This is a genomic window from Shinella lacus (assembly GCF_010994755.1).
GTDB lineage: Bacteria > Pseudomonadota > Alphaproteobacteria > Rhizobiales > Rhizobiaceae > Shinella > Shinella lacus.
Genome location: NZ_WHSB02000010.1, coordinates 64,124 through 85,870, shown reverse-complemented (window position 1 = coordinate 85,870; position 21,747 = coordinate 64,124). Strand labels below are relative to the sequence as shown.

At 63.7% G+C, this 21,747-nt stretch carries 18 protein-coding genes; 4 read left to right on the top strand and 14 right to left on the bottom strand.

From position 1 onward, the window contains the following. Window positions 1-99: 99 nt before the first annotated feature. Window positions 100-1,134: an AraC family transcriptional regulator gene (locus GB927_RS23515; protein ID WP_256119657.1), complete on the top strand. Its 1,035-nt coding sequence runs from the start codon at window positions 100-102 to the stop codon at window positions 1,132-1,134. 1 nt (window position 1,135) lies between these two features. Here GB927_RS23515 and GB927_RS23510 read toward each other — a convergent pair whose 3' ends face one another. From GB927_RS23510 to katG, 10 genes are all read right to left on the bottom strand, one after another. Next, window positions 1,136-2,272, bottom strand: coding sequence for a GNAT family N-acetyltransferase (locus GB927_RS23510; RefSeq protein ID WP_256119656.1), 1,137 nt, complete (start codon window positions 2,270-2,272; stop codon window positions 1,136-1,138). A 37-nt stretch (window positions 2,273-2,309) separates the two neighbouring features. Beyond that, a complete protein-coding gene (locus GB927_RS23505) occupies window positions 2,310-3,173 on the bottom strand; it encodes an ROK family protein (RefSeq protein ID WP_256119655.1) in 864 nt (287 codons plus the stop codon). Between the two features lie 10 nt (window positions 3,174-3,183). After that, window positions 3,184-4,260, bottom strand: coding sequence for an ABC transporter ATP-binding protein (locus GB927_RS23500; protein WP_256119654.1), 1,077 nt, complete (start codon window positions 4,258-4,260; stop codon window positions 3,184-3,186). Between the two features lie 22 nt (window positions 4,261-4,282). Beyond that, a complete protein-coding gene (locus GB927_RS23495; protein ID WP_256119653.1) occupies window positions 4,283-5,092 on the bottom strand; it encodes a carbohydrate ABC transporter permease in 810 nt (269 codons plus the stop codon). Further along, the gene (locus tag GB927_RS23490; protein ID WP_256119652.1) at window positions 5,092-5,961 is read right to left on the bottom strand and encodes a carbohydrate ABC transporter permease; all 870 of its coding nucleotides are present in this window, start codon (window positions 5,959-5,961) and stop codon (window positions 5,092-5,094) included. Before GB927_RS23490 ends, GB927_RS23495 begins: the two co-directional genes overlap by 1 nt. 56 nt (window positions 5,962-6,017) lie before the next feature. After that, entirely contained in the window at window positions 6,018-7,310 is a 1,293-nt protein-coding gene (locus GB927_RS23485) for an ABC transporter substrate-binding protein (protein WP_256119651.1), read from the bottom strand. An 85-nt stretch (window positions 7,311-7,395) separates the two neighbouring features. Further along, window positions 7,396-8,409, bottom strand: a complete 1,014-nt coding sequence (locus tag GB927_RS23480) for a Gfo/Idh/MocA family protein (RefSeq protein WP_256119650.1) — start codon at window positions 8,407-8,409, stop codon at window positions 7,396-7,398. 16 nt (window positions 8,410-8,425) lie between these two features. After that, on the bottom strand, window positions 8,426-9,100 hold the full coding sequence (locus GB927_RS23475; protein WP_256119649.1) for an N-acetylmannosamine-6-phosphate 2-epimerase: 675 nt from the start codon (window positions 9,098-9,100) through the stop codon (window positions 8,426-8,428). Window positions 9,101-9,196: 96 nt separating this feature from the next. Beyond that, window positions 9,197-10,036, bottom strand: coding sequence for a MurR/RpiR family transcriptional regulator (locus GB927_RS23470; RefSeq protein ID WP_256119648.1), 840 nt, complete (start codon window positions 10,034-10,036; stop codon window positions 9,197-9,199). 131 nt (window positions 10,037-10,167) lie between these two features. After that, complete coding sequence (katG, locus tag GB927_RS23465; RefSeq protein ID WP_256119647.1) at window positions 10,168-12,351, bottom strand: catalase/peroxidase HPI; 2,184 nt, start codon at window positions 12,349-12,351, stop codon at window positions 10,168-10,170. Window positions 12,352-12,502: 151 nt separating this feature from the next. Between katG and GB927_RS23460 the strand changes: the two genes are divergently transcribed. After that, entirely contained in the window at window positions 12,503-13,417 is a 915-nt protein-coding gene (locus GB927_RS23460; protein WP_256119646.1) for a hydrogen peroxide-inducible genes activator, read from the top strand. Window positions 13,418-13,420: 3 nt separating this feature from the next. On the opposite strand, the gene GB927_RS23455 is transcribed toward GB927_RS23460, so the two are convergent. Continuing rightward, window positions 13,421-13,855 carry an Lrp/AsnC family transcriptional regulator gene (locus GB927_RS23455; protein ID WP_256119645.1) on the bottom strand — a complete coding sequence of 145 codons (435 nt, stop codon included), beginning with the start codon at window positions 13,853-13,855 and terminating at the stop codon, window positions 13,421-13,423. 126 nt (window positions 13,856-13,981) lie between these two features. Here GB927_RS23455 and GB927_RS23450 point away from each other — a divergent pair, with 126 nt between their 5' ends. Then, window positions 13,982-17,032, top strand: a complete 3,051-nt coding sequence (locus tag GB927_RS23450) for an aminotransferase class III-fold pyridoxal phosphate-dependent enzyme (protein WP_256119644.1) — start codon at window positions 13,982-13,984, stop codon at window positions 17,030-17,032. A gap of 109 nt (window positions 17,033-17,141) precedes the next feature. After that, a complete protein-coding gene (locus tag GB927_RS23445) occupies window positions 17,142-18,149 on the top strand; it encodes an amino acid ABC transporter substrate-binding protein (RefSeq protein WP_256119643.1) in 1,008 nt (335 codons plus the stop codon). A gap of 47 nt (window positions 18,150-18,196) precedes the next feature. Here GB927_RS23445 and nrdF read toward each other — a convergent pair whose 3' ends face one another. Genes nrdF through nrdI form a run of 3 tightly spaced genes read right to left on the bottom strand, consistent with a single transcriptional unit; the run spans window position 18,197 to window position 21,740 of the window. Continuing rightward, window positions 18,197-19,186 carry a class 1b ribonucleoside-diphosphate reductase subunit beta gene (gene nrdF / locus GB927_RS23440; protein WP_256119642.1) on the bottom strand — a complete coding sequence of 330 codons (990 nt, stop codon included), beginning with the start codon at window positions 19,184-19,186 and terminating at the stop codon, window positions 18,197-18,199. A 14-nt stretch (window positions 19,187-19,200) separates the two neighbouring features. Further along, the gene (gene nrdE, locus GB927_RS23435) at window positions 19,201-21,348 is read right to left on the bottom strand and encodes a class 1b ribonucleoside-diphosphate reductase subunit alpha (protein WP_256119752.1); all 2,148 of its coding nucleotides are present in this window, start codon (window positions 21,346-21,348) and stop codon (window positions 19,201-19,203) included. Then, entirely contained in the window at window positions 21,345-21,740 is a 396-nt protein-coding gene (gene nrdI, locus GB927_RS23430; RefSeq protein ID WP_256119641.1) for a class Ib ribonucleoside-diphosphate reductase assembly flavoprotein NrdI, read from the bottom strand. Before nrdI ends, nrdE begins: the two co-directional genes overlap by 4 nt. Window positions 21,741-21,747: the final 7 nt, after the last annotated feature.

Genomic DNA, 21,747 nt, shown 5'->3' with positions numbered 1-21,747 from the left:
CCATTTGTCGCTTGATGATGTCCCAGCATTGCGCAATAAATCGCTGCCGGCGTTCGAAATAGACGACCGGTAAATTTCAGACATCGACGGAGGGGAGCGATGACGAAGGGCAGCAACGAACGGGCCGTCAACCGGCCGGCGGTTTTCCGCGAGCCGGGTGCCCTGCTCTATGCCGGCAATTGCCAGGACCTGATGAAGGCCTCGCTTGCCGGGCAGGTCTCGCTCAATGCCTGGACGCGGCGCGGCTATCCGGGCATCGACCTCGGCAACGCGCTGCCGCAGGTCTGCTCCGTCGGCGGCTGGGATGCGACGATCCCGCAGGATTGGGGCCTGCGCGAACATTGCAACGAGGGCGTCAAGATCGCCTATCTCGCCCGCGGTTCGCTGGCGATCACCATGGACGGCCGCAGGACGGTCATCAACGAGGGCCAGATGTTCGTCGTGCGGCCCTGGCAGCTGCATGCGCTCGGCGATCCGAATATCGGCGCCAGCCACATCATCTGGGTGCTGATGGACATGGGCGTGCGCCGGCCGCACGAAACCTGGCTCTGGCCGGACTGGATCGGCTGGCCGGAGCGCGACCGTAAGCGGCTGAGCGAGCTGCTGTCGAAAAACGAACAGCTCTCCTACCTCGCCTCGCGCGACGTCGCGCGCACCTTCCTGGAAATCCACGAGGTGGTGGCGGGCCGCGATATCGACGGGGGAGAGGCGCGCCTGCGCCTGCTGATCTCGATGATGCTGCTGCAATTCCGCCAGATGCTGGAAAGCCAGTCGCCCGTGCTGGACCTCGCGCTGGCAAGCTCCAAGCGCACGGTGGAAATCTTCCTGAAGCGGCTGAAACACGCGCTTGATGAAGACTGGACGCTGGAGAACATGGCAGCGGAGTGTAACCTATCACGCACCCAGTTCACCCAGCACTGCCAGGTGCTGACCAACATGACGCCGGTGCGCTATCTCCAGATGCTGCGGCTCAATGCTGCGCGGCAATTGCTGGAAAGCGGCCAGCAGACCGTCACCAACATCGCCTATGACTGCGGCTTCTCCTCCAGCCAGTATTTTGCGACCTGCTACAAGAAACGCTTCGGCTTTTCCCCGATCGAGACACCGCGCCAGCAGGCTCACATGAACGGCTAACTCAAAAATGCTCGGCGACCCAGGGCGGCGGGCCGGCAAAAATGCGGTCCGCGAGCACAACCGCCTCGGGATCGCCGTCGACATGGCCGGCACGGTGCAGGAAGCTCGCTGAGCGGAAGCCGGAGAACAGGCTTGGAAGCTGGGCCGCTTCGATCGACAGCGACGGTCCCTCTCCACGACCGGGCGTGCAGCTTGCCTTGCCGTCGCGAAGGGCAAGATGCAGGACCTGCGGCTCGTCCCCTTCGATCGTAAGCGTCAAATTACCATCGTCGCAAGCATAACCCCGCGCGTTCAGGGCAGCGATGGGGTCCAGCACACGCATGAGAAACTCTTCCTGGTGGACCTGCGACCATCCCTTGTCCGGCATGGCGAAGACCAGCGCATCCTGCGGCGCGCCGTGCCAGCGCACCGTGCGATAGACCGTCGAGAAGGTGCCGATGAATTTCAAGATCTGTCGCGCGGCCGCGCCATTGAGCGCCGCCCAATCGCGGATTTCCAGGACGTCTTCACTGGGTGTCTCGATCACCACATAGCCTTCGTCATCGCCCAGGACGAAGACGGAGGGTATGTATGTCGTTTCGTCAAGGCGGGCGTTCCAGTGCGCGTCGTTGCGGTCGAGCAGGCCGGCCTCGTTGCGGCAGGCGCGCCGGTAGATCGGGTCGAGAACGGCCTGCGCCTCGGCGAGCGGTATGCGGCGGACGCGGATATCCTGCCGGATCTTGTAGAATTCCGCGGTTTGCGCCTCGTAGATCATCTCGTGGCCAGCGAGGTTGAAGCCGGAGCGGCGGTAGACCGGGCGCGTCGAGGCAAAGAGGCTGGCGAGGCAGGCGCCACCCTTGCGCGCGTCGTCACAGGAAAGCTCCATGATCTCCGCGGCAAGCCCTCCGCCGCGGAACTCCGGCTGGATCGCGATATGGGCGATGTTGGCCGCGGGCACCGCCCGTCCGCCGAACCAGTGGCCGCAGGGCACGACCGCCCAGACCGCGGCCGGCACACCGTCCTTTTCGAGGATGCGGAAGCAGTCGATGCCGGTCATGCGCACATAGTTGCGCGTCCACGCTTCGTTGACGGCGAAGGCCAGGCGATAGGCGTCCATGATGAAGGCCATGTCCGCCATGGCCGCGTTTCGAACCGACATCCGGTTCCTCCTTTTCGACAAATGGGGACGGCGCGCCTTAGCGGCCCCGCCCCGAAAATGCGATACGCGCGAGATTCGCGACCCCTAGAATGCCGGCGCGAACACCAAGCTCGGCCCGGCAGACAGGCACCGGCGGAACGGCACCGAGCGGCGGCCGGAGAGCGCTGACCCGATCGATGAACCCCTCCGCCAGACCTATGCCGCCACCGAGCACGATGCGCGGCGGATCGAGCGCCAGCTGGATGTTGCGGCAGAGGCGCCCCACGCGCTGAGCGGAGGCTGCGACGATATCCATCGCCCATGTCTCGCCGCGCGATGCATCAGCAAAAACCTGCCGCGCATCGGCCTCATGTCCCTGGCGCCGGGCCTCCGCCGCCATCCACCGTCCGGAAACGCGGTCTTCGAGGAAGGCGCCGTCGTCGCCATCGGTGGTGAGCCCGAAATGCCCGGCGAGACCCTTTTGCAGCCGGCCGCCGAGCACGATGCCACCACCGATGCCAGTCGATATGGTGAGGAAGACGAGGTCTTCGCCGCGCCCTGCGCCAAAGGCATGTTCGCCCCAGGCGGCGGCCTGCGCATCGTTGACGGCGATGGCCGGCAGGGAGGTAAGCGCCTCGACTCGGGCGATGAGCGGGTAATCCGGCGGAATGCCCAAGGTCGCCGGGTTCATCGCGGACCAGCAGCCGTTCCGCACGAAGCCGGTGACGGCAAGGCCGACGCCATGGAACCGCCCCTGCCAGGGTTTTGCGGCGGAAAACGCCGCTTCTAGCCAGCGGTCGGGGCCGTCGTCCCGGGCAGTCGAGACCGTGGCCTCTTCCACCATGCCAGACGCATCGACAAGGGCGACCAGGGTTTTCGTGCCGCCGATATCCACGGCGAGGATTGCGCTATCGTCCGTCATAGTCACGATCCTAGCCGATCAGCCGTCCGCTGGCGGCATCGAAAAGCGAGACCTTGTCGGCCGCGATCGTCACCGGCACGGTGGAACCCTGCGAGACGCTGCCGGTCTCCATGCGGGCGACCAGCGAATGGCCGTGCACCGACAGGGTGACATTGTCCTCCGGCCCGGTGGATTCCACCATCTCGACCTTGGCGTCGATTGCCTGCGATCCCTCCCGCGCAAGCCGGATATGTTCCGGCCGGATGCCGAGCAGCACGTCGCTGTTTGCCGCGCTGCCTGCCGGCAGGGCAAGCGGTAGCGTCCAGCCCTTCCCGTCGCTGAAGCACGGTTTTCCGTCAGCGAGGGCAAGCGCCCCGCGCACGAAATGCATGGCGGGCGAGCCGACGAATTTTGCGACGAAGAGATTGGCCGGGCGGTGGTAGATCTCGTAGGGGCTGCCGATCTGCTGCACCTCGCCCTTGTGCATCACGACGATCTTGGTGGCGAGCGTCATCGCCTCGATCTGGTCGTGCGTCACGTAGATCATCGTCTTGCCGATGCGCTCGTGCAGCTGCTTGATCTCCACCCGCGTCTCGACGCGAAGCGTGGCATCGAGATTGGAGAGCGGTTCGTCGAAGAGGAAGACTTTCGGGTCACGCACCAGCGCCCGGCCGATTGCCACGCGCTGGCGCTGGCCACCGGAAAGTTCGCGCGGCTTGCGCTCCAGCAGTTGTTCGATCTGCAGGAGTTTTGCCACCTGCATCACCTTGTCTTGCATGTCCGCCGCATTGGTGCGGCGCATGCGCAGCGGAAAGGCGATGTTCTGCCGCACCGTCATGTTCGGGTAGAGCGCATAGGACTGGAACACCATGGCGATGTCGCGCTCGCGCGTCGGCACGGCCGTGACGTCGCGCCCGTCGATCTCGATCAGCCCGCCATCGATCGGGTGCAGACCGGCAATGGCATGCAGCAGGGTGGATTTCCCGCAGCCCGAGGGACCGAGCAGCACCACGAAGTCGCCTTCGTTGACCTCGATGTCGATGCCCTTCAGCACGCTCACGCTGCCATATGATTTGCGGATGCTTTTCAAGAGAAGGGACCGCGTCATTGTGTTGTTTTCCATCATCGTTCTATCCCTTGATGCTGCCGAGCGACATGCCGCGCACGACCTTGCCCTGAACCAGCATTCCCAGAACCAGCATCGGCAGCATGACCAGCGTCGCCGCCGCCGTCAGCGGTCCCCATTGCACGCCCTGGAAGGTGAGGAAGGAGGTGATGCTGACCGGCAGGGTCTGCGTATCGCGGCCCGTCAGCACCAGCGCGATGAAGAATTCGTTCCAGGTGAAGAGCACGCAGAGAATGAAGGTGGCAACGATGCCGCCGAACGCCACCGGCAGGAAAATCTCGCGAAAAATGGTGAATTCGCGCGCGCCATCGACCTTCGCCGCATCCCGCAGTTCCCGCGGAATATCTTCGAAAAAGGTGATCAGCAGCGAGATCGCGAAGGGAATGTTGACGAAGGCATAGACCCCGATGACGATCCAGTGGTTGTTGAGGAGCTTCATCTGCGCCGCCAGGAAATAGGTCGGGATGATGAAGATCAGCGGCGGCGCGATGCGAAGGCTGAGGATGAATTTCTCGTTCTGCCGCTTGGTCGCCTCGTCCTGCGCCACAAGCCCGTAAGCCACGAGCGCGCCGACGCCGACGGAGATCAGGCTTGCCGAAAACGAGATCACCACGCTGTTGAAGAAGGCGCGGATGAAGACGCCGTTGTTCAGCACCTTGACATAATTCTCCCAGGTCGGCGCAAACAGCCAGACCGGCGGCATGGCGAAGGCATCGCGCTGGGTTTTCAGCGAGGTCGCCACCACCCAATAGAGCGGGAAGAGCACGCAGAGGAGGAGGACGGCGAGCGCGATCCAGAAGATGATCCGGCGCATCAGGCTTCTCCTTGCTTCGGCGCCTTGAAGGCGAGGTTGTAGAGCAGCAGCAGGGCGACATTCGTCAAAATGGTCAGCACCATGGCTATTGTTAGCGAATATGAGATGTCGAAATTGGTGAAGGCGGAGATGTAGCCGTAGAGGTTGAGTGTCTCCGTGGAGAGCGCCGGCCCGCCGCGCGTCATGATGTAGAAGATATCGAAGGCCTTGACCGCATCGATCGCGCGGATGAGGGCCACCACCATCAGCGCCCGCTTCAGCGCCGGCAGCGTGATGTACCAGAGCACCTGCCATTCCCGCGCGCCATCGACGCGCGCGGCATTCTGCGGGTCGCCCGGCAGCGATTCCAGCGAGGCCATGGTGAGCAGCACGACGAAGGGCGTCCATTGCCAGATATCGGCCATCAGCAGCGAGAACAGCGCGACATTCGGATTGCCGAGCCAGTCGACGGGGCCGAGGCCGATGGTCGAGAGCAGGTAATTCATCATGCCGTTCGACGGATCGAGCAGGAAGCGCCAGGTGAGGCCGACGACGACCGGCGTCATGACGATCGGCACCAGCAGGATGCCGCGCACGATGCGTTTTCCCAGGAACTCCCGGTCCACCAGCAGCGAGATCGCCAGCCCCAGAGAGACTTCAATGACGGTCGCCGCGACCGTGAACAGCACGGTGCGCCCGAGCGCGTTGATGGCGCGGCCGTCGAACAGCAGTCGGACATAGTTGTCGAAGCCGATGAAGCTCTCCTGCCCCGGACGAAGCAGGCTGATATTGTGCAGCGTCAGCCACACGACATAGACGGTCAGGATGACCGAGACCGTGCCGAAAAACAGGACGACCGGACGGTAGAAATAGGTGGTCGCATCCTTCATGGTGCCGCTCCCCGTGAGGCTGGCCATGCCCGGCGAACCGGGCACGGCCGTGATGATCAACGGCTGAGGGCCGCGTCGTTGGCCGCATTCGCCTCGGCGAGCGCATCCTTGGCCGTGGCCGTGCCGGCGAGCACCTTCGATACCGCGATGCCGGCATTGTTGATGACCTCGTTGGCGGCCTCCACGGTCGGCAGATATTGCGGATTGCCGGCATTGATCGAGGCAAGCATGGCATCCTTGAACGCGCCGTAGCGCTTGTTGAACTCTTCCGAGTTCAGCGCCGCAAGCGAGGTCACGCCGGAATTGGGCGCGAGGCCGAACGACTTGACCTGCTGCTCTTTCGCCGTCGCCCAGGAGGCGAAGAGCCAGGCCGCTTCCTTCTGCTGCGAGGCCTCGGAAACATAGAGGCTGTGCACGGCAAGCGACGAGGAACCGCCCTTCAGCTTGTCGGTCTCGACAGGCACCGGCACATAACCGACCTTGCCGACGACGGAGGATATCGAGGCGTCCTCGTTGAAGGCCCCGTTGACGGTGGCGTCCATCGTCATGCCGGCCTTGCCCTGCTGGAAGAGCACGCGGTTTTCCTCCCAGCCGAAATTGGCGACGCCGACCGGGCCATAATCCCGCAGCACGCCGGCAAAGGCATCGAGCGAGGCGGCGGCCTCATCGCTGCCGAGCGCCGACTTGCCATCCGCGCCGATGAACTCGCCGCCATAACCCCACAGCCAGCCGGCCCAGACATAGACGTTCTGGATGCCCTGCGCGCCGCGCATTGTGATGCCGGCGACCGCGCCGTTCGACTTTTCCTTGATCGTCTTCGCGGCCGCCGTCACCTCGCCAAAGCTCTTGGGAGGAGCAATTCCGTATTCTTCAAACAGGTCCTTCCGGTACATCAGGAAGGTGCTTTCGCCATAGACCGGCAGGCCATAGAGCTTGCCGTCGACGATATTGGTGTTGAGGTAGCCGGGCACGAAATCGGCCTTGTCGTAATTGGCGGGGAACTTGCCCGCCAGCTCGTCGAGCGGCGCGATATAGCCGGCCTTCAGGAAACCCGGAATATAGATGATGTTGTTCTGGACCACATCATAGCGGCCAGAACCGGAGGAGAATTCCAGCAGCATCTTGGCGGTGATGTCGGATTCCGGCACCACTTCGAGCTCGACCTCGATGCCGGTCGCCGCGGTGAATTCCGGCAGCAGCGCCTGGATGCCCTCGGTGGTCGGATGACCTTCCATCAGCACGGCAAGGCGGGTGCCCTTGTAGGGCTGGTCCGCATCCTGCGCGAAGGCCGGCACCGCCACGGACGAGGACAGTGCAAGTGTCAGAGCAATAAATTGACGTCTTTTCATGTCGTTCCCCTTTTTTGGATAGCGCTCGTCAACGAGCCGTCAGTTGCACTTCGCAGCGCCTAGCCGCGCTGTATCTCTGTCGAGTTTAGAACCGCTGCACCTCGCCCGTATCCGCCGAGCGCACCAGCGCCTGCGTCAGTTCGAGCGACAGCAGCGCCTCCTCGCCGGTCGCGACCTGGCAGTCGGCGCCGTCGATCCATTCGAGCACGCCCGAAAGCTGGAGGCGGAGATCGCCGCCGACCTTGCCGCCGATCTCCGGCCAGTGCTGGGTGTCGATTTCGCGGGAGGCCTGGTTGTCGGCGAAATAGAGGCCGCTGTCGCCGCACTGCACTTCGAAGGAGCCTTCGGTGCCGATCATTTCAAGGCGCGCATCGATCATGTGGCGGGCACCCGCCGGCAGCGACCAGGCGCTTTCGAAGGTCACCACCGTGCCGCCGGAAAAGCGCACGACGCCGGCGATCGTGTCCTGCGTGCCCATCTCGCCGAGCAGGATTTCCGTCTGCTGCGCATAGGCGGTGACCGGCGTCTGGCCTTTCAGCATCCACAGCACCATGTCGACATCGTGCACCGTGACGTGCATGGCGAGCGGCAGCGTGCCGGCATACCGCTTCGGCCCTTCGGTGCGGGCGCTGTTGCGGCGGGCATAGACATGGATCGGCGTGCCGATCTTGCCGTTCTCGATCAGCTCGCGCGCCTTGTAGTAGCGCGGGTCGAAGCGCAGCAGGTAGCCGACACCAAGCTTCACATTGGCCGCCTGGCAGGCCGCGACGATCTTGCGGCCGTCCTCCAGCGTCGAGGCGATCGGCTTTTCGATGAAGAGATTGACGCCCTTTGCGGCGATCGCCAGCGCGGGTTCGAGGTGGAGATGATCCGGCGTGCAGATGCTGACGAGGTCGAGCGTTTCGGCCGCAAGCAGTTCGTCATGAGACCCATAGACGCGCACCCCGCCGCCGAGCCCGTCCGCCACCGCCTGCGCCCGGGCGAGGTCCCGATCGACTATGGCCACCAGCTCCGCCCGCGGGTCGCTGGAAAAGATCGAGGCGTGCATCGAGCCCATGAAACCGGCGCCGATGACGGCGACTTTTTTCGTCCTGATCATATCATCCTCCAAAATCTCAACGCGTGCCGCCGGTAATGGCGTCGGCAAACCGTCTGGTAATCTCATCCGGCCGGGTGATGGCGGAGCCGACGACGACGAAGGCCGCACCAAGCTCCAGGGCGCGCCGCGCCTGCTCCGGCTCCCAGATCCGCCCCTCCGCGACGAAGGGGATGCCCGCTGCCGCAAGGTCCTGCATCAGCGCGAAGTCCGGGGCCGTGGTGCCGGTCGTATAGGGCGTGTAGCCGGACAGCGTGGTGCCGACGAAATCCGCGCCGGCGGCAATCGCCTGCCTGGCCTCCGCCAAGGTGCTGATATCGGCCATGCTGATTTTCTTCAGCCGCGCGATTTCGCCGACAATGTCGGCGACCGGCACCGGGCGCGGCCGGTCCGTCGCATCGAAGGCGATGACATCGGCACCCGCCGCGGCAAGGCCCTGCACGTCTTCGAGCGAGGGCGTGATGTAGACGTCGGAGCCCGGCTGGGCGATTTTCGTAATGCCGATGACCGGCAGGCCGATGGCGGCGCGTACCGCCTGGACATTGCGCACGCCCTCGATCCGCACGCCCGAGGCGCCGCCGAGAACGGCCGCGCAGGCAAGCGCCACGATATGCTCCGTGGCATGGAGCGGGCTGGTTTCCGCCGCCTGGCAGGACACGACAAGCCGGCCCCGCATTGTTTCCATGATGTCCATAAACGCCGCATCTCCTTGACTGGAGACGACGTTACGGCCTTTGGAGAAAACCGTCAATAATTTTTTTTATCTGAAGATTATCTTCAAAGAAAAACTTCAGATGTTGCGGTCGCTGACGCTCTCTGCCGTATCCTTGATGGTTTCGAGGCGTGCCGGATCGAGTTTGGTGATCGTGTTGGCGATGGCATCGACAATCAGCAACTGGCTGATCTTCGACGGGAAGGCGCCGCCCGTCAGCGGCGTTTCCGGCGAGGAGGCGAGCAGCACGAAGTTACAGATCGCGGCCAGCGGGCTCTTCGTCCGGTGCGTAATGCCGACGATGCGGGCGCCGCGCGCATGGGCATTCTCCGCCACGCGCAACGTATCGATGGTCGAGCCGGAGGTGGAGACGAGGATGTAGAGATCGGCGGGCGAGGCGGTCGCGGACGCCATGGTGGCAAGGTGCGCATCCCGGCCGATATGGGCGGAAATGCCGAGGCGCGCGAGCTTGTATTCGAGATATTGCGCCGTGATGGCAGACGCCCCGACGCCGAAAATCTCGACATGGCGGGCCGAGAGCAACAGCGAGGACACCTCCTCGATGGCCCGCCGGTCGAGCATCCTTTCGGTTTCCTCCAGCGCGATGCGGGCGGTCTCGACCAGTTCCTGCACCATGTCGCCGGGCGCGGAGGTTGAAGCGGTCTGCTGGAGCGTGGCGAGCTCGTGCGCGAGCGCCAGCTTGAAATTCTGGAAACCGGGATAGCCGAGTTCGCGACAGAACCGGATCACGCTCGCCTCGGAAGACTGCGCCTCGTCGGCAAGCTCCGTGATGCTCTTGAAGAGCACGGATTGCGGATCGGCCAGCACGAAGGAAGCGACGCGCTCCAGCGCCCGGGTCATGGCAGGCCCCTGCGAGCGGATTCGCGCGATCAGCGGCGGTTGAGGATGTACGTCCACCTTGTTTCCTTGCAGCAGGCTTAGCTTCGGATGGCCCGATTCATATGCGACGGCTGGGGGAAAGGAAACAGGCCCGGCGGCGGGCAGGTCGTCAGGGCGCGGGTAAACCGCGCCCTGAGCTATGTCATCGATCAGACGAGGTCGAAGCGGTCGGCGTTCATCACCTTGTTCCAGGCCGAGACGAAGTCCTTGACGAACTTCTCCTTGGCGTCGGACGAACCGTAGACTTCGGCGAAGGCGCGAAGCTGCGAATGCGAGCCGAAGATCAGGTCGACGCGCGTGGCGGTCCACTTGGGTTCGTTCGTCTTGCGGTCGCGGCCCTCATAGACACCCTTCTTGTCGGCGACGGGCGCCCAGACAGTGCCCATGTCGAGCAGGTTGACGAAGAAGTCGTTCGTCAGCGCTTCCGGACGGGTCGTGAACACGCCGTGTTCCGGTTCACCGGCCTTCAGCACACGCAAGCCGCCGAGGAGCACCGTTAGTTCCGGCGCCGTCAGCGTCAGGAGCTGGGCGCGGTCGATGAGCGCCTCTTCCCCCTTCAGGAATTGATGGCGGTTGGCGTTCACATAGTTGCGGAAGCCATCGGCGCGCGGCTCCAGTGCTGCGAAGGATGCGGCATCGGTCTGGGCGTCCGACGCATCCGTGCGGCCCGGCGTGAACGGCACGGCGACAGCGTAACCGCCAGCCTTCGCCGCCTTCTCGACGCCGGCAGCACCGGCCAGCACGATCAGGTCGGCAAGCGAGATCTTCTTGCCGCCGCTCTGGGCCGCGTTGAAGTCTGCCTGGATGCCTTCGAGCACGCCGAGAACCTTGGCGAGCTGCGCCGGCTGGTTGACCTCCCAGTCCTTCTGCGGCGCAAGGCGGATGCGCGCGCCATTGGCGCCGCCGCGCTTGTCGGAACCGCGGAAGGTCGAGGCCGACGCCCAGGCGGTGGAGACCAGCTCCTGCACGGATAGGTCGGTGGCGAGAACGCGCGCCTTGAGGTCGGCGACGTCCTTGTCGTCGACCAGCGGATGATCGACGGCCGGGACGACGTCCTGCCAGATCAGGTCTTCCGCCGGCACTTCCGGGCCGAGGTAGCGGGCCTTCGGGCCCATGTCGCGGTGGGTCAGCTTGAACCAGGCCCGCGCGAAGGCATCGGCGAACTGGTCCGGGTTTTCGAGGAACCGGCGCGAGATCTTCTCGTAGATCGGGTCGAAACGCAGCGCGAGGTCGGAGGTCAGCATCTTTGGCAGGTGCTTCTTCGTGGAATCGAAGGCATCCGGGATCGTGGCGCCTGCACCCTTTGCCACCCACTGGTGCGCGCCGGCCGGGCTCTTTTCCAGTTCCCATTCATAGCCGAACAGGTTCCAGAAGAAGTTGTTGCTCCACTTGGTCGGCGTCGAGGTCCAGGTGACTTCGAGGCCGCTGCCGATCGCATCCGTGCCGACGCCCGAATTGAACGTGCTCTTCCAGCCGAGGCCCTGCGCTTCGAGTGCGCCGCCTTCCGGATCGATGCCGACAAACGACGCGTCACCGGCGCCGTGCGTCTTGCCGAAGGTGTGGCCGCCGGCGATCAGCGCCACGGTCTCTTCGTCGTTCATCGCCATGCGGGCGAAGGTGTCGCGGATGTCGCGGGCGGAGGCCAGCGGATCGGGATTGCCGTTCGGGCCTTCCGGGTTGACGTAGATGAGGCCCATCTGCACGGCGCCGAGCGGTTCTGCCAGCTCGCGTTCGCCGCTATAGCGCTCGTCGCCGAGCCAGGTGCCTTCCGGACCCCAGTAAAGCTCTTCCGGCTCCCACACATCGGCGCGGCCGCCAGCAAAACCAAAGGTCTTGAAGCCCATGGATTCGAGCGCGACGTTGCCGGTAAGGATGAGCAGGTCGGCCCAGGAGATCTTGTTGCCGTATTTCTGCTTGATCGGCCAGAGCAGGCGGCGGGCCTTATCGAGGTTGACGTTGTCCGGCCACGAATTGAGCGGCGCGAAACGCTGCTGGCCCTGGCCGGCGCCGCCGCGGCCGTCGGTGATGCGGTAGGTGCCGGCAGAGTGCCAGGCCATGCGGATGAACAGGCCGCCGTAGTGACCGAAGTCGGCCGGCCACCATTCCTGCGAATCCGTCATCAGGGCCGTGAGGTCCTGCTTGACGGCGTCGAGGTCGAGCGTCTTGAAGGCCTCGGCGTAGTCAAAATCCTTGCCCAGGGGATCGGAAAGGTTGGAATGCTGGTGCAGGATCTGGACATCCAGCTGGTCCGGCCACCAGTCGCGGTTGGATCTGCCTTTGGGTGCCGCATGGGCGACGGGACACTTGCCCGCTGTGTCAGTTTTCTGGTCCATGATTCTCTCCTGTTGTTTCCTGGGGCCTGCCGCGCGGGGCAGCCTTGCGAACGCTTGGGGTGAGATCTGCGCCCTCCCCTTGATACCTTCTTATCGGAAGCGTGCGATAATTTTAAGTTGGATTTACTGATCGCTGCGATAAGCTAAGATTATGACCAACCTTACACTGAAACAGCTACGCTATTTTGAAGCCCTGGCGCGCCATGGCCGGTTCCGCCATGCGGCCGATGCCTGCGCGATTTCCCAGCCGGCATTGTCTATGCAGATCAAGGAGTTGGAGGAGGAACTCGGCAACGACCTCTTCGAGCGCAGCGCCCGCGAGGTGAAGCTGACCGCCTTCGGCCAGACCTTTGCGATGCGGGTGCGCGGCATCCTGCGCGCCGTCGACGAGCTCGGCGACCTTGCCCGCGCCTCGCGCACGCCGTTCCTGTCGCGCCTGCGCATCGGCATCATCCCCACCGTCGCGCCCTACCTTTTGCCCGCCATCATAAACGATCTGAACAAAACCTTCGACGGCATCCAGATCGAGGTGCGCGAGACGATGACGGCAAAGCTGATCCAGGAACTGGGGCAGGGCGATCTCGACATGGCCATTGTCGCCCTTCCCGTATCGGAGCCATCGCTCACCGAACTCAAACTGTTCGAGGAGGAATTCGTGCTGGTGCGCCACCGGGAGGACGAGGGCAAGCCGACCCCCGAGCCCGACAAGCTGCGCGAAATGCGCCTGCTGCTCCTAGAGGAAGGCCATTGTTTCCGCGACCAGGCGCTGTCTTTCTGCCGGATCGGCTCGGCGCGGCCGCGCGAGGTGATGGAGGGCAGCTCGCTGTCCACCCTCGTGCAGATGGTCGGCGCGGGAATCGGCATCACGCTGATCCCCGAAATGGCGGTGCCGGTGGAAACCCGCTCGGCACAGGTCTCGATCGCCCGCTTCCAGACCCCGCGACCCGCCCGCACCATCGGCATGATCTGGCGCAACTCGACACCGCTCGCCAAACAGCTTCTGGAGATTTCCGAGGTGGTGCGCCGCTCGTGCGACGCCATGCGCGAACGCTGCGGGCCGCTGTAACGATCAGCTGCGCTCGATATCCCGCCGCAGCACGATGGAGGTCGTCAGGTCCTCGACATTGTCCATGGTGGAGACCTCGTTGCGCAATTCGTTGAGCGCATTGATCGAGCCGACCTCGACCTCCACCACCAGATCGAGCTGGCCGCTGACGGAAGAAACCTTGCGCACCGCGGAAAAGCCAGCCAGGCGATCGAGCACGCCGATCGAGGGCGTGCGTTTCAGCGTGACGAGCAGGAAGGCCTGCACCTGACCGTCGTCGAGCTGGCCGATATCGGCGCGGTAGCCGCGGATGATGCCGGCCTTTTCCAGCCGGCTGACGCGCTCGGTGGTCGCGCTGCGCGAAAGCCCGATCCGCCCGGCGAGCGACTTCATCGGGATGCGCGCCTCCTTCGACAGGATGCTGAGGATCGTCCGGTCGATGGCGTCCGTATCCTGCATAGCCCCTCCTCCCATCCCGCCGACAAGATGACGGTTATTACATACAGAGTGCCGGCACAACCGGCATAATGCCGGATGCGCCCAACCGCCTCCCGTGCAACTCTTGTCGCCGCGAAGAGGATTGCCATGAACGACATGCTGAAGACGACACCGGATTTTTCCATCGAGGCCGCAGCCGCGCTGCTTTCCGAGCATTACGGGCTTTCCGGCACGCTTTCGCCGCTTGCCAGCGAGCGCGACCAGAATTTCAAGGTGGAAACATCGGATGGAACCTTCATCCTGAAGATCGTCAACGCCGCCGAGCCGGAGGTCGAGAGCGACTTCCAGACGGCGCTGCTCGCCCATGTCACCGCACATGCCGGCGACCTGCCGGTGCCACATATCCGCCCGACGCTTTCGGGGGCAAGCCTTGGTCGCACCACCAGCCCGCACGGCGTCGACCACTGCATCCGGCTCGTCGGCTGGGTCGTCGGCCAGCCGCTTGCCGAAACGGACCGCAGCGATACCGCACTCGAATCGCTCGGCCGCATGCTCGGCCGCTTCGATGCGGCACTGAAGGGTTTCATGCATCCGGGCGCGCTGCGCGATCTCGACTGGGACATCCGCAAGGCCGGCCGTTCAAGCGAACGCCTGCAACACGTCGCCTCTGCCGAAGACCGGGCCCTGCTGGAACGCTTCCTCAAGCGTTTTGCGTCCCTCGCCCCGCGCCTGGCGAAATTGCGCGCCGCCGTCATCCACAATGATGCCAACGACTGGAACGTGCTGGTCGACGGCGCGAATCACGACCGCATTTCCGGTCTGATCGACTTCGGCGACGCGCTGCATGCGCCTGTCATCGCCGAGGTGGCGATCGCCGCCGCCTATGCCGGCCTCGACCATGCCGACCCGATCGGCGCCGCCGCCGCCATCGCCAGCGGCTTCCACGCCGAATATCCGCTGCTGGAAGAGGAAATCGACCTCCTCTACGACCTTATCGCCGCCCGCCTCGTTACCTCGGTGACGATCTCCGCCTCGCGCCGCAGCCACACGGAAGACAACCCCTACCTCGCCATCAGCGAGCGGCCCGCCTGGACGCTGCTGCGCAAGCTCGACCGGATGAACCCGCGTTTCGCCACCGCCATCCTGCGCAAGGCCTGCGGCTTCGAGGCGGCCCCCGGCGCGCATGCCGTTGCCGACTGGATTGCGAAGAACCGCAAGGCGCTCGCCCCCCTGCTGGAGCGCCCGGCCGCCACCTACCCCGCCGCCCTCGTGCCCTATGGCGACCCGACGCACCCGATGACCGTCAAATCCGCCGCCGAACAGCCGAACGAGGCACAGGCGATCTGGGAGGCCCATTGCCGTGAGAACGGCATCGCGCTCGGTATCGGGCCGTTCGGCGAGGAGCGCACCGTCTATGCCGGCGACATGTTCGTCTCGCGCTTTATCGAGAACACCCGCCGCACCCATCATCTCGGCCTCGACCTCTTCATGCCCGCCGGCACGAAAGTCTTCACGCCGCTGCCGGCAACCGTCGTCAGCGTCGAGATCGAGCAGGACCCGCTCGGCTATGGCTGCCTCATCGCACTGCGCCATGAACAGGAAGGCTGCCCGCCCTTCGTCTCGCTCTGGGGCCACCTTGCGCATGAGGCCATGCAGCGCCTCAAGGCCGGCGACCGGCTGGACGCAGGCAGCCTGGTCGGTGAAATGGGCGCACCAACGGAAAACGGCGGCTGGGCGCCGCACCTGCACCTCCAGCTTTCCACCGACACCAACCTCTCCGCCACGGAAATCCTCGGCGTCGGCGAGCCGCGCTATCTGAATGTCTGGGCGGAACTCTTCCCGGATGCGCGCACCTTCGCCGGCATTGCCGAAGAGTTTTACGAACGCCACGGCCGGTCGCATGACGAGATCGTCAAGCTGCGGCACGAGCTGCTGCTGCCGAACCTCTCCATCTCCTATGACAAGCCGATCAAGTTCGTGCGCGGCGAGGGTGTCTGGCTGATCGACGACAGCGGCCGGGCCTATCTCGACTGCTTCAACAATGTCTGCCACATCGGCCATGCCCACCCGACCGTCGTGGAAGCGATGGCGAAACAGGCAGCCACGCTCAACACCAACACCCGCTACCTGCACGACAATATCGTCGCCTATGCCGAACGCCTGACGGCAACACTGCCGAAAGAACTGACGGTCGCCGGCTTCGTCAACAGCGGCTCGGAGGCAAACAGCCTGGCTCTGCGCATGATGCGGGCGCATACGGGCCGCGAAAACGCCATCGTGCTCGACTGGTCCTATCACGGCACGACCCAGGAACTGATCGACATCAGCCCCTACAAGTTCCGCCGCAAGGGCGGCAAGGGGCCGAAGCCGCATATCCATGTCGCGGCCATCCCCGACAGCTACCATGCGCCGGCGGATTGGCCGGCCGAGGAACATGGCAAGCGTTTTGCCGAAAGCGTCGCCGAGCTGATCGCAGCGATGCAGGCAAAAGGCGAAGCCCCCGGCTTCTTCATCGCGGAATCGATCCCGAGCGTCGCCGGCCAGGTCTTTCTGCCGGACGGCTATCTCAAGGAGGTCTACAGCATGGTGCGCGAGGCCGGCGGCGTGTGCATCGCCGACGAGGTGCAGGTCGGCTTCGGCCGCGTCGGCAGCCATTGGTGGGCGTTCGAGACGCAGGGCGTCGTGCCCGACATCGTCACCATGGGCAAGCCGATCGGCGATGGCCACCCGCTGGCGGCCGTCGTGACGACCCGCGAGGTCACCGACAGCTTCAACAACGGCATGGAATATTTCAACACCTTCGGCGGCAACCCGGTCTCCTGCGCCGTCGGCCTCGCCGTGCTCGACGTCATTGAAAGCCAGGATTTGCGCGGCAACGCGCTCACCATCGGCAACCACCTGATGGACGCCTTCCGCGACATGCAGAAGCGCTACGACGTGATCGGCGACGTGCGCGGCCTCGGCCTGTTCCTCGGCATCGAACTGGTGACCGACCGCAGGACCAAGGCACCCGCCACCGATTTCGCCCGCGCCGTCTCCAACGGCGCGCGCCGCCGCGGCGTGCTGATGGGCACCGAAGGCCCGCATGACAACGTGCTGAAGATGCGCCCACCGATGATCTTTTCGAAACGCGACGCCGATCACCTGATCGCCGTGCTTGAGGAAACCTTCGCCGACGTCGCAAGAACGCTCGGCTAAGGCGAGCCGCACCACCGCTCAAAACCTGTCAACCGGGAGGACCACCCACCCGGGTGGGCAGACGCATGCCCAAAAACCAACCCCAAAATTCAACAAGGAGGAGAACCACATGAGGATGACAATTCTAACCATGATCGCGGCCGGCCTTGCCGCCGGCACCGCACATGCAGGCACGTTCGACGTCATCAAGGAGCGCGGTGAGGTGCGCTGCGGCGTCAGCCAGGGCGTGCTCGGCTTTTCCGTGCCGGACAAGAACGGCGTCTGGAGCGGCTTCGACGTCGATTTCTGCCGGGCGATCGCCGCCGCCACGCTCGGCAATCCGGACAAGGTCGCCTATGTGCCGCTGTCCACCAAGGACCGTTTCACGGCGCTGCAATCGGGTGAAGTGGACCTGCTGTCGCGCCAGACGACCTGGACGCTGTCGCGCGATACCGACCTCGGCATGAGCTTCGTCGGCGTCAATTATTATGACGGCCAGGCCTTCATGATCAACAAGGATGTCGGCGTGAAGAGCGTCAAGGAGCTCTCCGGCGCCTCCGTCTGCACGGAAACCGGTACGACGACCGAGCAGAACATGGCCGACTATTTTAGCGCCAACAAGATCGAATACCAGGTCATCGCCTTCGAGAAACCGGACCAGACGATCCAGGCCTTCAACACGGGCCGCTGCGACGTCTATTCCACCGACGCCTCGGCCCTCTATTCCCAGCGCCTGACGCTGAACGACCCCGAGCGTTTCGTCGTGCTGCCGGAAGTCATCTCCAAGGAGCCGCTCGGCCCGGCCGTGCGCCAGGGCGACGATCAATGGTTCAAGATCGTGCGCTGGACACTCTTCGCGCTGGTCGAGGCGGAGGAGATGGGCATCGGCAAGGAAAACGTCGCGTCGCTTCTCGAAAGCGGCACCGTCGCCCAGAAGCGTTTCCTCGGCATCGACAACGAGGCCGGCAAGACGCTCGGCCTCGATCCGAAATGGGCGTATCAGGCGGTTTCGGCCGTCGGCAACTACGGCGAGATCTTCGAGCGCCACCTCGGCAAGGACAGCCCGCTCAAGATCGACCGCGGCCTCAACCGGCTGTGGAACGACGGCGGCCTGATGTACGCCCCGCCCGCCCGCTGAGGACGCGGGACGAACGCCGCGGGTTCAACCCCGCGGCGTTTTGCCTATCAGAAATCCCAGTCCGCATCCTCGGTCGCCACCGCCTTGCCGATGACATAGGACGAGCCGGAGCCGGAGAAGAAGTCGTGGTTCTCGTCGGCATTCGGCGAGAGCGCGGAGAGGATGGCGGGGTTGACCTTGCAGGCTTCCGGCGGGAAGAGAGCCTCGTAGCCGAGGTTCATCAGCGCCTTGTTGGCGTTGTAGTGCAGGAATTTCTTGACGTCCTCGGTGAGACCAACGCCGTCATAGAGCGCCTCGGTATATTTCGCCTCGTTGTCGTAGAGTTCGAGCAGCAGGTCGAAGGCAAAATCCTTGATCTCCTGCCGGCGCTCCTCCGAAAGACGCTCCAAAGCACGCTGGAACTTGTAGCCGATATAATAGCCATGCACGGCCTCGTCGCGGATGATCAGCCGGATCATGTCGGCGGTGTTGGTGAGCTTGGCACGGCTCGACCAGTACATCGGCAGGTAGAAGCCGGAATAGAACAGAAAGCTTTCGAGGAAGACGCTGGCGACCTTCTTCTTCAGCGGATCGGCGGAGGCGTATTGCTCCATGATCAGCGCGGATTTCCGCTGCAAAAACTCGTTTTCCTCCGACCAGCGATAGGCGTCGTCGACATCCGGCGTCGAGCACAGGGTGGAAAAGATCGAGGAATAGGAGCGCGCATGCACGGCCTCCATGAAGGCGACGTTGGAGAGCACGGCCTCCTCATGCGGCGTGGCGGCGTCTTCCATCAGCCGCACGGAACCGACACCGTTCTGGATCGTGTCGAGCAACGTCAGGCCGGTAAAGACGCGGATGGTGAGTTGCTGCTCCTCCGGCCGCAGGGTCGCCCAGGAGGGGATGTCGTTGGAGAGCGGCACCTTTTCCGGCAGCCAGAAGTTTCCGGTGAGCCGGTTCCAGACTTCGAGGTCCTTGTCGTCCTCGATGCGGTTCCAGTTGATGGCGCGCACGGCGGCGGCTGCCTTCGGGGCCTTGGTCTTTACCTGGATGTTCATGGTCTTCCCCGATGTCACAGCGCGCAGGAAACGCAGCCCTGCACTTCCGTGCCGGACAGCGCCATCTGGCGAAGGCGGATGTAGTAGATGGTCTTGATGCCCTTCTTCCAAGCGTAGATCTGCGCCCGGTTGATGTCGCGCGTCGTCGCCGTATCGCGGAAGAACAGCGTCAGCGACAGGCCCTGGTCGACATGCTGGGTGGCCGCCGCATAGGTATCGATGATCTTCTCCGGACCGATCTCGTAGGCATCCTGGTAATAATCGAGATTGTCGTTCGTCATGAAGGCGGCCGGGTAATAGACGCGGCCGATCTTGCCTTCCTTGCGGATCTCGATCTTCGAGACGATCGGGTGGATCGAGGAGGTCGAGTGGTTGATATAGGAGATCGAGCCCGTCGGCGGCACGGCCTGGAGGTTCTGGTTGTAGAGCCCGCCGTCCATGACGGCCTTCTTCAGCTCCAGCCAGTCTTCCTGCGTTGGGATATGGATGCCGGCCTCTTCGAAAATGCCCCTCACCTTCTCCGTCGCCGGCAGCCATTCGGCCTCGGTGTATTTGTCGAAATACTCGCCGGAAGCGTATTTGGAGTTCTCGAAACCCTTGAAGCTGACACCCTTCTCGACGGCCAGCCGGTTCGAGGCGCGGATGGCGTGGTAAGTCACCGTGTAGAAATAGATATTGGTGAAGTCGACGCCCTCTTCAGAGCCATAAAAAATGCGCTCGCGGGCAAGGTAGCCGTGCAGGTTCATCTGGCCAAGGCCGATGGCGTGGCTGTCGTCGTTGCCCTTCTCCACGGAGGGAACCGAGGAGATGTGGCTCATCTCGGAGACCGCCGTCAGCGCGCGGATCGAGGTCTCGATCGTTTGGCCGAAATCGGGGCTATCCATCGCTGCCGCGATGTTGAGCGAACCGAGATTGCAGGAAATGTCCTTGCCCATCTTCGAATAGGACAGGTCGTCGTTGAACTCGCTCGCCTCGCTGACCTGCAGGATTTCCGAGCAGAGGTTGCTCATCGAGATGCGCCCGGCGATCGGGTTCGCGCGGTTCACCGTGTCCTCGAACATGATGTAGGGGTAGCCGCTCTCGAACTGGATTTCGGCGATGACCTGGAAGAAGTCGCGCGCCTTGATCTTCTTCTTCTTGATGCGGGCGTCCTCGACCATCTCGCGGTACTTTTCCGTCACCGAGATCTCGCTGAAGGCGACGCCATAGACGCGCTCTACGTCATGCGGCGAGAACAGGTACATGTCCTCGTTGTTCTTCGCGAGTTCGAAGGTGATGTCCGGAATGACGACGCCGAGCGACAGGGTCTTGATGCGGATCTTCTCGTCGGCATTTTCGCGCTTGGTATCGAGGAAGCGCATGATGTCCGGATGGTGGGCGTTGAGATAGACCGCGCCTGCGCCCTGCCGCGCGCCGAGCTGGTTGGCATAGGAGAAGCTGTCTTCCAGGAGCTTCATCACCGGGATGACGCCGGAGGACTGGTTTTCGATCTGCTTGATCGGCGCGCCCATCTCGCGAAGGTTGGTGAGCGACAAGGCCACCCCGCCGCCACGCTTGGAAAGCTGGAGCGCCGAATTGATCGAGCGGCCGATGCTCTCCATGTTGTCCTCGATGCGCAGCAGGAAGCACGAGACGAGTTCGCCACGCTGTTTCTTGCCGGCATTGAGGAAGGTCGGCGTCGCGGGCTGGAAGCGACCGGAAATGACCTCGTCGACGAGGTCGCGGGCAAGCGCCTCGTTGCCGCGCGCCAGTGCCAGCGCCACCATGCAGACGCGGTCCTCGTAACGCTCCAGGTAACGCTTCCCGTCAAAGGTCTTCAGCGTATAGGACGTGTAATATTTGAAGGCGCCGAGGAAGGTGGGGAAGCGGAATTTCTTGTCATAGGCGTGGTCGAACAGATCGCGCACGAAGTTGAACGAATACTGGTCCAGCACCTCCTGCTCATAGTAGCCCTCGGTCACCAGATAATCGAGTTTTTCCCGCAGGTTATGGAAAAACACCGTGTTCTGGTTGACGTGCTGGAGGAAATATTGTTTTGCGGCCAGCCGGTCCTTGTCGAGCTGGATTTTGCCACCCTCGTCATAGAGGTTCAGCATCGCATTGAGGGCGTGGTAATCCAGCGCCGTGATTTCCGGGACCTTTGCCGGCTTGCCGAGCGTCATCGTGTCCAAAATCGTTCCAATCCGTCTTTGACATTGGCGACGTCCTCCGCGGTGCCCAGAAGCTCGAAGCGGTAGAGATAGGGCACCCCGCATTTGGCGGAGATGACGTCGCCGGCGATCCCGAAGGTCGCGCCGAAATTGCTGTTGCCCGCGGCAATCACGCCGCGAAGGTTCGACCGGTTGTCCGCATCGTTGAGGAAGCGGATCACTTGCTTGGGCACGGCGCCTTTCCCCTCCTCGCCGCAATAGGTCGGCACGACGAGCACGAAGGGTGCTGCGGCTTTCAGCGCCTCATCGGCGCGAAGGGGGATGCGGGCGGCGGAAAGGCCGAGCTTGGCGACGAAGCGATGGGTGTTTTCCGACCGCGTGGAAAAATAGACGAGATCGCCCATCGCCCGA

What these genes read in the sequence shown, in the direction of transcription:
- GB927_RS23515 (WP_256119657.1), top strand. Translation starts at nt 100, where the DNA reads ATGACGAAGGGCAGCAACGAACGGGCCGTCAACCGGCCGGCGGTTTTC.
- GB927_RS23510 (WP_256119656.1), bottom strand. Translation starts at nt 2,272, where the DNA reads ATGTCGGTTCGAAACGCGGCCATGGCGGACATGGCCTTCATCATGGAC.
- GB927_RS23505 (WP_256119655.1), bottom strand. Translation starts at nt 3,173, where the DNA reads ATGACGGACGATAGCGCAATCCTCGCCGTGGATATCGGCGGCACGAAA.
- GB927_RS23500 (WP_256119654.1), bottom strand. Translation starts at nt 4,260, where the DNA reads ATGACGCGGTCCCTTCTCTTGAAAAGCATCCGCAAATCATATGGCAGC.
- GB927_RS23495 (WP_256119653.1), bottom strand. Translation starts at nt 5,092, where the DNA reads ATGCGCCGGATCATCTTCTGGATCGCGCTCGCCGTCCTCCTCCTCTGC.
- GB927_RS23490 (WP_256119652.1), bottom strand. Translation starts at nt 5,961, where the DNA reads ATGAAGGATGCGACCACCTATTTCTACCGTCCGGTCGTCCTGTTTTTC.
- GB927_RS23485 (WP_256119651.1), bottom strand. Translation starts at nt 7,310, where the DNA reads ATGAAAAGACGTCAATTTATTGCTCTGACACTTGCACTGTCCTCGTCC.
- GB927_RS23480 (WP_256119650.1), bottom strand. Translation starts at nt 8,409, where the DNA reads ATGATCAGGACGAAAAAAGTCGCCGTCATCGGCGCCGGTTTCATGGGC.
- GB927_RS23475 (WP_256119649.1), bottom strand. Translation starts at nt 9,100, where the DNA reads ATGGACATCATGGAAACAATGCGGGGCCGGCTTGTCGTGTCCTGCCAG.
- katG (WP_256119647.1), bottom strand. Translation starts at nt 12,351, where the DNA reads ATGGACCAGAAAACTGACACAGCGGGCAAGTGTCCCGTCGCCCATGCG.
- GB927_RS23460 (WP_256119646.1), top strand. Translation starts at nt 12,503, where the DNA reads ATGACCAACCTTACACTGAAACAGCTACGCTATTTTGAAGCCCTGGCG.
- GB927_RS23455 (WP_256119645.1), bottom strand. Translation starts at nt 13,855, where the DNA reads ATGCAGGATACGGACGCCATCGACCGGACGATCCTCAGCATCCTGTCG.
- GB927_RS23450 (WP_256119644.1), top strand. Translation starts at nt 13,982, where the DNA reads ATGAACGACATGCTGAAGACGACACCGGATTTTTCCATCGAGGCCGCA.
- GB927_RS23445 (WP_256119643.1), top strand. Translation starts at nt 17,142, where the DNA reads ATGAGGATGACAATTCTAACCATGATCGCGGCCGGCCTTGCCGCCGGC.
- nrdF (WP_256119642.1), bottom strand. Translation starts at nt 19,186, where the DNA reads ATGAACATCCAGGTAAAGACCAAGGCCCCGAAGGCAGCCGCCGCCGTG.
- nrdE (WP_256119752.1), bottom strand. Translation starts at nt 21,348, where the DNA reads ATGACGCTCGGCAAGCCGGCAAAGGTCCCGGAAATCACGGCGCTGGAT.
- nrdI (WP_256119641.1), bottom strand. Translation starts at nt 21,740, where the DNA reads ATGGGCGATCTCGTCTATTTTTCCACGCGGTCGGAAAACACCCATCGC.